The following is a 7,942-nucleotide window of genomic DNA, read 5'->3' as shown; positions in this document are numbered from 1 at the left end:
GGCGAGCTTAGCCGCGCGGGCCTGCTGCACAACGAATGTCACACCGTGCATTCCAGCACCATGGGTGAGGCGATTGCCAAGTGGGATATCGCGGTGGCGAACAACCCCGAGGCGGAGAGCCTGTTCAAGGCAGCCCCCGGTGGCGTGCGCACGACGCAGGCCTTTAGCCAGTCGAACCGCTACAAGGAACTGGATACCGACCGGGAAAAGGGCGTGATCCGGTCCAAGGAGCATGCCTTCAGCCAGGACGGGGGTCTTGCGGTCCTGTTCGGCAATATCGCCGAGGATGGCTGCATCGTGAAAACCGCGGGCGTCGATGCCTCGATCCTGCAATTCACCGGCACCGCCCATGTGTGTGAAAGCCAGGACGAGGCCGTCAGCAACATCCTGACTGGCAAGGTCAAGGAAGGCGACGTGGTGGTGATCCGCTACGAAGGCCCGCGTGGTGGGCCGGGGATGCAGGAAATGCTCTACCCGACCTCCTACCTGAAGTCGAAGGGGCTGGGCAAAGCCTGCGCCCTGCTGACCGACGGGCGTTTTTCCGGCGGCACCTCGGGCCTGTCGATCGGCCACGTCTCGCCGGAAGCGGCGGAAGGCGGCGCGATCGGTCTTGTCCAGAATGGCGACAAGATCGAGATCGACATCCCCAACCGCACCATCAACCTCGCCGTGTCCGAAGAGGAACTGGCCAACCGCCGTGCCGCGCAGGAGGCCGCAGGGTGGAAGCCCGCCAAGCCGCGCGCCCGTAAGGTGACGACCGCGCTCAAGGCCTATGCGGCCCTCACCACCAGCGCCGCCAAGGGCGCCGTTCGCCAAGTCTGAGGAGACCCCGAATATGACCCGCACCGTCTATGTGAATGGCGACTACCTGCCGGAAACCGAAGCGAAGGTGTCTATCTTCGACCGGGGCTTCCTGTTCGCCGATGGCGTTTACGAGGTGACCAGCGTGCTTGGCGGCAAGCTGATTGACTTCGCCGGGCACGCCAAGCGCCTCGAACGCTCGCTGAACGAGCTGGAGATGGCCAACCCGATCAGCACCGAGGATCTGCTGGAGGTTCACCGTCAGCTGGTCGAGAAGAACGGCATCGTCGACGGGTTGATCTACCTTCAGATCACGCGCGGGGCGCCGGACGACCGTGACTTTGCTTTCCCGCCGGCAGACACCGAGCCGACCATCGTGCTCTTCACCCAAAACAAGCCGGGTCTTGCGGACGCGCCGCAGGCCAAGGTGGGGATGAAGGTGATTTCCGTCGAAGACCTGCGCTGGCATCGCCGCGACATCAAGACGGTGCAGCTGCTCTACCCCTCGCTCGGCAAGATGGCCGCCAAGAAGGCCGGGTGCGATGATGCCTGGATGGTGGAGGATGGCTTCGTGACCGAAGGCACCTCGAACAACGCCTATATCGTGACCAAGGACGGCACCATCGTCACGCGCCAGCTGTCCAACGACATCCTGCACGGCATCACTCGCGCCGCCGTCCTGCGCTTTGCCCGCGAGGCGCAAATGAAGGTGGAAGAACGCCCCTTCACCATCGCCGAAGCACAGGACGCCGCCGAGGCATTCATCACCTCGGCCTCGGCCTTTGTCATGCCGGTGGTGGAGATTGACGGAAAGCCCGTGGGATCAGGCAAGGTGGGCGAACTGGTGCCGCGCATCCGCGAAATCTACCTTGAGGAAATGCGCAAGGCGGCTGTCTGAATTTCGCCGTTCTCCGAATGAATAAGGGGCCGCGTGATGCGGCCCCTTTTTTCATGCTGCCGAGCGGCGGCGCTGCTTGTTGCGGCGCTGTTGGCGCGGCTTGCCTTGGCTCATGCCCTGACCGCCACCGCCACCCTGCGGGCGACGGCCGCGACCACCGCCGCCACCGCGCTTGGGCTTGTCGGCCTTCACCGGCTCGGGACGGTCACCGCTGGCCACGGGGATCGAGACCTTCATGACCTTCTCGATATCCTTCAGCTGGCCCACTTCCTCGGCCGAGCAGAAAGCAACCGCTTCGCCGTCGCGGCCCGCGCGGGCGGTGCGGCCGATGCGGTGCACGTAGTTGTCGGGCACATCCGGCAGGTCGAAATTGTAGACCACCCGAACATCGGGAATGTCGATCCCGCGTGCGGCCACGTCGGTGGCCACGAGGATCTTGATCGAGCCCTCGCGGAAGCCCTTGATCGCGCGGTCGCGCTGACCCTGGCTCTTGTTGCCGTGGATCGAGGCTGCGTCGAAACCGTCTGCCACCAGTTGTTTCATCAGCCGCTCGGCACCGTGCGTGGTGCGCGCGAAGACGAGGCTGAGGCTTTCGGGGTGGCGCAGCAGAAGCTCTTTCAGCTTGCTGACCTTCTCGCCCTTGTCGAGGAAGTGAATGGATTGGGTGATCTTGTCGGCGGCCTTGCCCGGGGGCGAGACCTGAACCCGGCGCGGGTTGCGCAGGTAGGTCGATGCGATTTCTTCCATCTGCTTTGGCATGGTGGCCGAGAACAGCATGGTCTGACGCGGACGGCCAAGCTTGGGGGCGATCTTGCGCAGTGCGTGAATGAAGCCCAGGTCCAGCATCTGGTCGGCCTCGTCCAGCACCAGGAAGCGCGCGGTATCAAGCCGCACGGCGCCCCGGTCCATCAGGTCGATCAGGCGGCCCGGCGTGGCCACCAGGATGTCGATCCCCCGCGACAGGAAGCGGATCTGGGTGTTGATGGACTGACCGCCCACGACCGTGCCAACGCGCAGCTTGGAGCCCTTGACGTAAAGGTTCAGCGCTTCTGCGATCTGGTTCACAAGCTCTCGCGTAGGGGCCAGCACCAGGGCCTTGACGCATTTGGGCTGCGGACGGCCCTCCATTTTCATCAGGTGTTCCACCAGCGGCAGACCGAAGGCGGCGGTTTTGCCCGTGCCGGTCTGGGCGAGCCCCATGATGTCATGGCCTTCCAGCGCGAGCGGAATCGCCTGGTTCTGGATCGGGGTCGGGGTGTCGTAGCCAGCGGCCTTCACCGCGGCCTGAAGAGTCGGCGACAGGCCGAGCATGTCGAAATCGAGCAAATTGGTCCTTTCCTCCGGCGCGTGGATCGCGCGCGGGGTCATATGATTCAGCACCCCTGGGATCAGGGGCAACGAGGGGTGCGGTCAGGCGCTCTGTCTGCCACGGGCGAGTCCCGGGCCACCGGCCAGACCGTCAGACCCTGCGTGATGGGGGCTGGGGAATTCTCGTGCCATGAACGAAGGGCGACGGCGTCGCATCCGGGGCGTTCGGCTCACGCGGCCAATGGGCACAGAGGCCACATGTTCGCAATTGCAGCATAAGTCAAGCCTGTTGGCCCTTTTGCTTTCCATTCCCTTGGGGTATGTGCGCCGCTGTTCCCAGCAAAGAGGACAAGATCATGGGCTACAGAGTTGCCGTTGTCGGCGCCACGGGGAACGTGGGCCGCGAAATGCTGAACATCCTGGCCGAGCGCCAGTTCCCGGTGGACGAGATTGCCGCGCTGGCATCGCGCCGTTCGCTCGGGACCGAGTGCAGCTTCGGCGAGACCACTCTCAAAACCCAGGACCTCGATACATTCGACTTCACCGGTTGGGACATCGCGCTGTTCGCCATCGGCTCCGAGGCGACCAAGCAATATGCGCCCAAGGCCGCCAAGTCGGGCTGCATCGTCATCGATAACAGCTCGCTCTACCGCTACGATCCCGAGATTCCGCTGGTCGTGCCGGAAGTGAACCCCGAAGCCGTCGACAACTACAAGAACAAGAACATCATCGCGAACCCCAACTGTTCGACCGCGCAGATGGTGGTGGCGCTGAAGCCGCTGCACGACCGTGCCAAGATCAAGCGCGTCGTTGTCTCGACCTACCAGTCCGTGTCCGGCACCGGCAAGGAGGCCATCGACGAGCTGTGGGACCAGACCAAGGGCATGTATGTGCCGGGCCAGGAAGTGGCCCCCAAGGTTTACCCCAAGCAGATCGCCTTCAACGTGATTCCGCATATCGACGTCTTCATGGAAGACGGCTCGACCAAGGAAGAATGGAAGATGGTCGTCGAAACCAAGAAGATCGTCGACCCTTCGATCAAGGTCACCGCAACCTGCGTGCGCGTGCCGGTCTTCGTGGGCCATTCGGAAGCGATCAACATCGAGTTCGAAGAGTTCCTCGATGAAGAGGAAGCCCGCGATATCCTGCGCGAGGCACCGGGTATCCTGGTTGTCGACAAGCGCGAGACGGGTGGCTACGTGACCCCGATCGAATGCGTGGGCGATTACGCCACCTTCATCAGCCGCATTCGCCAGGACTCGACCATCGAGAACGGCATCAACCTGTGGTGCGTGTCGGACAACCTGCGCAAGGGCGCGGCCCTGAACGCGGTGCAGATTGCCGAAACCCTCGGCAAGCGGGTGCTGAAGAAGGGCTGATACCCCCTTCGCAGACCGAACGACAGAATGCTCCCCGGGGTTCCCATGCCCCGGGGAGTTTCCGTTTTGGGACCGTCTCGGGGCTCCGAATGCGGTGACGCGCGGCGCGGATGGGGCTGGGGGCCTATCCCAAGGACTATCGCGCTGTGCGCCGGAGAGGCCACCATGTCCCTCCGGTCGTGGGACATGGCCAAGGACAGCGCCTAGACAGGCGGTGTGGGGCAACACAGAGCCCGGAGGACAAGACCATGTTCGAACGCATCGACACGACCAACGCCACGCCGCTTTCCATCAGCCCGTTTCGCCACGCGGCCTGGCCCGAGGCCCGCATATCCGGGCGGTTGGGTTCGGAAATGGCGGCCATGCTGACCATGACCGTGCGCCCGGTGATTGCCGCGGCCACGACCGAGGATCAGTTGTCGCGATCGCTGAGAGATATCGGGTTTTATGTCGCCTATAGCCGTGATGGTCTTTGCCTGTTCGACATCAACAGCCACGTGCAGGTATGCACCATCAAATCCATCGGTTTCAGCGCGCAGGACCTGGAACAACGCCTGTTTTCTCATTGACGACCACCGCTGCTGCGTAACCGGATGCCCCTCCGTGAAAGCGCATGTCGGCGGGATTTGACCGCTCCTTATCGCCACCTCTTCGCCAAGCTTGACCTTTCATCATGATCGGGAAACCCTCTCTGTATCGCTAGCAGGGAGGGTTTCCTTTGCGTTTTCATATATTTGCAATCAGCATTTTCGTGGCCAGCATGGCCCAGGCAGAAGATTTCGCACTGCGCGCCGATGTAACGGGCGCAGTGATCTATGGCGGCGGGGCCGAGGTGACGCGGCAGTTCAGCGTCAGCGTTCCGGCAGGGGCGCATCGTGTTCTGGTGCCGGTGCCTGCCTACATGCAGAACGGCCCGCGCATCAGCGTGACCCTGCCCGATGGTCGGGCGCTTGGCCCGATTGGCTTCGACACAGAGCCCGGCTTCGAGGATGGGTCTTTCGACACGAGCGCGCAGGCGGAGCTGCGTGCCCGAATGGACGCGATCGACGAGTCGATCGAGGACATCGAGGCGGCGATAGCCGGGCTGGATGCCGACATGAGCGTTCTGGCCGTTCAGCGCCGCTTCCTTGAAAGCTACGCCTCGGGCAGCGGCACGGAAGGCGTTGATCCGGGGGATCTGGGTGAAGTGCTCGGTGCCCTTGGAACGCAGATGCAGACGCTTGCAGACGCGATATACGACCAGGACGCCGCCCGCGCATCGCTGGAGGAGGAAATCGCCGAGCTGCAAGAAGCGCGCGCAGAACTGGAGCGCGCTCTTGCCGCGCTCTATCCGCTTGGGGCCAACAGCGTCGCGCTGGTCATTCCCGTCGAACTGAGCGAGGCCGCCGAGCTTGACCTTGCCATCGACTACTTCATCGACGGCCCGTTCTGGGAAATGGCCTACACGGCCCAGCTTTCCACCGTCGAGCACCGTCTGACCATCGAGCGCAGCGCCCTTGTGGGTATCCCGCTGCCGGATCGGTGGGAGGATGTCGCGCTGACGTTGTCGGGCGAAGAATGGGGGCAAGTTCTGGAAATGACGGGCGTGTGGCCCTCGCTTGCCCGCATCGAGGAAGAGCGCCCGGTCGAGGTCTTCTCCGATCGTGTCGCGGGCTCGGTAATGATGGAACCGGTGGTCGCGCCCATTGTCGTGATGGAAGATGCCGGCCTGTCCGGCTACGGGTTGGCTTATAGCGCCGAGGTCGCGTCACCCCAAACGCTGACCGTCGGTGAAGACACCTTCGTGCCCTTCGCCCCGCTGGCGCTGGACGCCGAGATCAGCATCGAGGGCAACCCGCGCCATGACCAGACGGCCTTCCTTGTTGCCCGCGCCGAGAATACGACCGGCGAGCCGATGATCATGGGTGACATGAGCGTCTATCGCGACGGGGCCTTCCTGTCCGACCGCTACCTCGACACCATTCCGCCCGGCGGCGAGGTGGAACTGCCCTTCGGTTCGGTCGATCACCTGCAACTCTTCTGGCATGACCTGTCGCGCAACGAAGGGGATGAAGGCTTCTTCAATCGCTCGAACATGCAGGTGCAGATCGTGGAGTTCGGGGTGACCAACCTGTCGGATCAGCCTGAAACCGTGCGCCTGATCTACGCCGTGCCCTATTCCGAGCAGGATGACCTGGACCTTGACCTCGAGCTGTCGATGGAGCCGAGCGAGGAAAACCTGGACGGCCGCCGCGGCATCCACGCATGGGATCTGACCGTCGAGCCCGGTGATATCCGCACCATCCGCATGGAAGCGCGGATGTCCTGGCCCGAGGGTTACGATCTCTACTGGCGTCCCTGAGCGTCAGACCTGGACAAACCCAGCCCGGGCGGGGTCGTAGCATTCGAGCCCGCCCGACGCGATATCCGTCCAAAGCCCGTGCAGGCTGAGCCGCCCGTCGCGAACGGCCTCTGACACGAAGGGGAAGCTCATGAGGTTCGCCATCGACACCAGGACCGAGCGTTTTTCCAGCTCTTGCTGACGTTCATGCGGATCGCTGATGCTGGCCGTGTCCTCGCAGGCAGGGCGCAGGATGTCCATCCAGCGGCCCACGAAGCTGTTGGGCTTTTCCAGTTCGGGCGCGTTGCCGGACACCATCTGGATACATCCGTTCACGCCTCCGCAGCTGGAGTGGCCCAAAACGACGATATGCGCGACCTTGAGCGCAGTCACCGCGTATTCGACCGCAGCCGAAGTGCCGTGGTGGTCCCCGTCGGGTGCATAGGGCGGCACGAGGTTGGCAATGTTGCGATGGATGAAGAACTCGCCCGTTTCCGCCCCGAAGATCGAGGTGACATGGACCCGGCTGTCACAACAGGAAATCACCATGGCGCGCGGGTGCTGTCCCTCGTCGGCCAGCCGGTGGAACCAGGCCTTGTTCTCGGCGTATTCCGTGGCTTTCCAGCTATGGTAGCGGCGGGCCAGATAGTTGGGCAGGGGCGATGCGTATTCCATGGGTCCTCCGTCGTCGCGGTCCCCCTGATAGGCGGGATTGTGTGAAAGTTCGAGGTTTTTTTGGCCGCAGGCTCAACCCTTTCTTCAACAAGCACGGCCAGAGTTCTCCGCATCCGTGGGGGCGGATCGTGGAGTGAGTGATGACAAGCAAAGTCGCCGTTTTGCGGCTGGAGGAACCGGCGCGGTTCAATCCGGAGCGGTTGGAACAACTGTGTGAAGAGATGGGTGAGGTCCGGGCAGAACATGAGGTCGCCCAGACCTTGCAGTCGATCAGCGAGCAGGTTCAGTCGCTTGTCGCGTTTGATCCCGGGGGTCGGCCCGAAGACATGGTTCTGAAAGTGCGGGCCCTGGCAGTGGCGGCCAGCAAGATCGGCATGGCAACTTTGGCGCGTGTCGCGCAGGATGTCCTGACCTGTATCGCGCAGCGGGACCAAGTCGCGCTGGCCGCGACCCGCGCCCGGCTGATCCGGGTTGGCGAACGGTCCATTCACGCGATCTGGGATCTGGAGGATGTCTCGGGCTGATCCGCCTTGCAGCCGCGGCCCGTCGCGCTAGGCTGGT

Annotated in this window: 8 protein-coding genes; 6 read left to right on the top strand and 2 right to left on the bottom strand. The window is 63.4% G+C overall.

Going from position 1 to position 7,942, the window contains the following annotated elements; all coding sequences use genetic code 11:
* Together ACEQXV_RS20340 and ACEQXV_RS20335 are read left to right on the top strand one after the other, a co-directional pair.
* Positions 1 to 822, top strand: an 822-nt coding sequence (locus ACEQXV_RS20340) for a dihydroxy-acid dehydratase (protein WP_370270688.1), incomplete at its 5' end; no start/stop codon positions are given.
* Between the two features lie 13 nt (positions 823 to 835).
* A complete protein-coding gene (locus tag ACEQXV_RS20335; RefSeq protein ID WP_370251154.1) occupies positions 836 to 1,699 on the top strand; it encodes a D-amino-acid transaminase in 864 nt (287 codons plus the stop codon).
* 51 nt (positions 1,700 to 1,750) lie between these two features.
* Here the strand turns inward: ACEQXV_RS20335 and ACEQXV_RS20330 are convergent, their stop codons facing one another.
* Entirely contained in the window at positions 1,751 to 3,025 is a 1,275-nt protein-coding gene (locus ACEQXV_RS20330; RefSeq protein WP_370270687.1) for a DEAD/DEAH box helicase, read from the bottom strand.
* Between the two features lie 338 nt (positions 3,026 to 3,363).
* On the opposite strand from ACEQXV_RS20330, the gene ACEQXV_RS20325 reads away from it, so the two are divergent.
* The 3 genes from ACEQXV_RS20325 to ACEQXV_RS20315 all read left to right on the top strand — a co-directional run bounded on the left by ACEQXV_RS20325 (position 3,364) and on the right by ACEQXV_RS20315 (position 6,727).
* Positions 3,364 to 4,386: an aspartate-semialdehyde dehydrogenase gene (locus tag ACEQXV_RS20325; RefSeq protein ID WP_370251153.1), complete on the top strand. Its 1,023-nt coding sequence runs from the start codon at positions 3,364 to 3,366 to the stop codon at positions 4,384 to 4,386.
* A 248-nt stretch (positions 4,387 to 4,634) separates the two neighbouring features.
* A complete protein-coding gene (locus ACEQXV_RS20320; protein ID WP_370251152.1) occupies positions 4,635 to 4,955 on the top strand; it encodes a hypothetical protein in 321 nt (106 codons plus the stop codon).
* Positions 4,956 to 5,146: 191 nt separating this feature from the next.
* A complete protein-coding gene (locus ACEQXV_RS20315; RefSeq protein ID WP_370270685.1) occupies positions 5,147 to 6,727 on the top strand; it encodes a DUF4139 domain-containing protein in 1,581 nt (526 codons plus the stop codon).
* 3 nt (positions 6,728 to 6,730) lie between these two features.
* Here ACEQXV_RS20315 and ACEQXV_RS20310 read toward each other — a convergent pair whose 3' ends face one another.
* Positions 6,731 to 7,381, bottom strand: a complete 651-nt coding sequence (locus ACEQXV_RS20310) for a carbonic anhydrase (protein ID WP_370251150.1) — start codon at positions 7,379 to 7,381, stop codon at positions 6,731 to 6,733.
* Positions 7,382 to 7,521: 140 nt separating this feature from the next.
* On the opposite strand from ACEQXV_RS20310, the gene ACEQXV_RS20305 reads away from it, so the two are divergent.
* The gene (locus ACEQXV_RS20305; protein ID WP_370270683.1) at positions 7,522 to 7,905 is read left to right on the top strand and encodes a hypothetical protein; all 384 of its coding nucleotides are present in this window, start codon (positions 7,522 to 7,524) and stop codon (positions 7,903 to 7,905) included.
* Positions 7,906 to 7,942 lie beyond the last annotated feature (37 nt).

Origin of the sequence: Nioella sp. (genome assembly GCF_964229645.1) — a bacterium.
Classification (GTDB): Bacteria; Pseudomonadota; Alphaproteobacteria; order Rhodobacterales; family Rhodobacteraceae; genus Nioella.
The sequence above is the reverse complement of the archived record's forward strand: the minus strand, read 5'-3'. Positions and strand labels throughout refer to the sequence as shown.

What these genes read in the sequence shown, in the direction of transcription:
- ACEQXV_RS20310 (WP_370251150.1), bottom strand. Translation starts at nt 7,381, where the DNA reads ATGGAATACGCATCGCCCCTGCCCAACTATCTGGCCCGCCGCTACCAT.
- ACEQXV_RS20325 (WP_370251153.1), top strand. Translation starts at nt 3,364, where the DNA reads ATGGGCTACAGAGTTGCCGTTGTCGGCGCCACGGGGAACGTGGGCCGC.
- ACEQXV_RS20320 (WP_370251152.1), top strand. Translation starts at nt 4,635, where the DNA reads ATGTTCGAACGCATCGACACGACCAACGCCACGCCGCTTTCCATCAGC.
- ACEQXV_RS20335 (WP_370251154.1), top strand. Translation starts at nt 836, where the DNA reads ATGACCCGCACCGTCTATGTGAATGGCGACTACCTGCCGGAAACCGAA.
- ACEQXV_RS20305 (WP_370270683.1), top strand. Translation starts at nt 7,522, where the DNA reads ATGACAAGCAAAGTCGCCGTTTTGCGGCTGGAGGAACCGGCGCGGTTC.
- ACEQXV_RS20315 (WP_370270685.1), top strand. Translation starts at nt 5,147, where the DNA reads ATGGCCCAGGCAGAAGATTTCGCACTGCGCGCCGATGTAACGGGCGCA.